Annotated in this window: 1 protein-coding gene; it reads left to right on the plus strand. The window is 56.2% G+C overall.

Annotation, left to right across the window (positions count from 1 at the left end):
- On the plus strand, positions 1–2,392 hold a 2,392-nt coding region (locus WBF74_RS12570), incomplete at both ends, for a glycosyltransferase family 2 protein (RefSeq protein WP_424440429.1).

The raw sequence follows: 2,392 nt of genomic DNA on the forward strand, positions 1-2,392 counted from the left end.
ATGAGGGACCCGGGGCCGTCTTTCAGCACTTCCTGGTATCTCGACAAGTATCGCGATGTGAAGCGCGCGGGCATGAATCCGCTCGTCCACTATCTGCGCTATGGACAAAAGGAAGGGCGTCTCCCGGCACCCGCTACAGCGCAGCGTCCCTGGTGGGAGGGGCTGCGCCCATCCTCCGGAACGGCGGCATCCTCTGTAGCCTTCGGGGAAACGCTGACGAGATTGCGCAAGAGCGCGCTACCCCCGGCTGTGATTGTGCCGGTGTACAACGCGGCGAAGGAAGTGGACGAATGTCTCGAAGCCTTGCTGACCCATACCAGGGGCCAAGCGCGCATCATCATCATTGACGATGCCAGCCCGGCGCCGGAAGTGAAGGAAGTCCTCAGCCGTTACGAAGCAGAAGGTTCGGTCGAGATATACCGCAATGAGAACAATCTGGGTTTCACACGAACGGTGAACCGCGGCATCGAACTGGCGGGCCGCGCGGATGTCGTGTTTCTCAACTCGGATACGAAGGTAACACCCGGCTGGTTGCTCAATCTCCGGGTAGCCGCCTATAGCGGAGAAAAAATCGGAACGGTTACACCGCTGTCAAATAATGCGGGGGCCTTCTCTGCGCCCGAAATCGGCAAGAATAATGAACTGCCGAAATGGCTGACGCTTGATGAATATGCCCGCGCCATAACGCATGCCTCGGCACGCTTGCGCCCCTCTACGCCCACCGGCAACGGCTTCTGTATGTATGTGCGTCGCGACTGCCTTGATGAAGTCGGCTTGCTGGACGCGAATGCTTTCCCGAGAGGGTATGGCGAGGAAAATGATCTCTGCATGCGCGCTGTGCGCAAGGGATGGTCGCATATCGTCGATGATTCCACGCTGATCTATCACGTCCGCTCCGCAAGTTTCGGAGAGGAAAAGGTCCGGCTTATGGCTGAAGGGCGCGCGGTCGTTGACCAGCGCTATCCCGAATATGGCGAGCTCGTAAAGAAGTTCGTTAGTGGGGAGCCGTTGAAGCTCGCGCGTCAGCGTGTTCACGACATCCAGCGCACGCTTGCCAGCAGTAAGCAGGTTGCGCTTCCTCGTGTTCTCTTTGTCCTCTCGACCAGAACAGGCGGAACGCCTCAGACCAATCAGGATCTGATGCAGGCGCTTGATGATCGGGTCGAGGCTTTTGTCCTGCGGTGCAACGCCACCATTCTGACGCTCTCCCATTTCCGAGATGGCGTGTATACGGAGGTGGAGCGCCATATTCTTTCAAACCCGCTCAAGGCGTTCCCTCATAGAAGTGACGAGTATGACGCGGTTGTCGGCGAGTGGATGGTTCGATATGCAATCGAACTCGTTCATGTTCGGCATATCGGCTGGCATGGCCTTGGCCTGATTGAAGTCGCGAAGACGCTCGGGCGGCCCGTCGTCTTTTCATTTCACGATTTCTATACGGTCTGCCCGACGGTCAAGCTGCTGGATGACAAAAATGAATATTGCGGCGGCGTATGCACAGCCAGCCGCGGCGAATGCCGCCACGAGCTGTGGCCATCTCGCGGCTTCCCGGCGCTGAAAGGGGCAGCCATCACGCAATGGCGCACCAGCATGGAGGAAGTACTCAAGCTTTGTGATGTGTTCATCACAACGGCAGAAAGCGCGAAGGAGATCATTTCGAGGACATATCCTTTCCTCAGGGAGCGCCCCTTCCATGTCATTCCGCATGGACGGGATTTTGATCGCTTCGAGAAACTGACGCCGCAAATAGAATCCGACACGAAGATCAGGATTGTCATTCCCGGAAATATCTCCGTCGCAAAGGGCGGAAAGATAATCGAAGAGCTTGGGCGGCGAGCTTCAGAGGAAAATCTGGAAATCCACGTTCTTGGAGATGTGGGCGTAGATGTCTCTCTTCCGACCGACGTAATTTCTCATGGCGTATATGCCAGAGAAAAGTTCGCAGATAGAATCCGCGAGATCAGGCCCCATATTGGCGGCGTCTTTTCGATATGGCCTGAAACCTATTGTCACACACTCACAGAGCTCTGGTCCTGCGGGATACCCGTAATTGCCTTCGATTATGGTGCTGTCGGAGACAGGATGAAGGAGAGCGGCGCGGGTTGGCTGGTGCAGGAGAAAAATGCCTCGGATGTAATCAATGTACTCCGGCGCTTGCGCGAAGACCCTGCGGAATATGCGCGTGGCGTAGAGTGCGTTGTCCGCTGGCAGAACATTGTTGCTCCCAGAAGCACATGCCTTCTCATGAGTCATGCCTATTACGATATTTATCGATCACTTGTTCTTCGGAAAGATTGGGAAGAAAGGCCGAGAGTGGCAGTCGTTTCGCACGCAGAGCTGAGAGACGGAAGCATCCAGGCGTCGGCCTCGACGCATGTCAGGCTGCTTCAAA

The sequence above is a fragment of the Parvibaculum sp. genome (genome assembly GCF_049672805.1).
Classification (GTDB): Bacteria; Pseudomonadota; Alphaproteobacteria; order Parvibaculales; family Parvibaculaceae; genus Parvibaculum.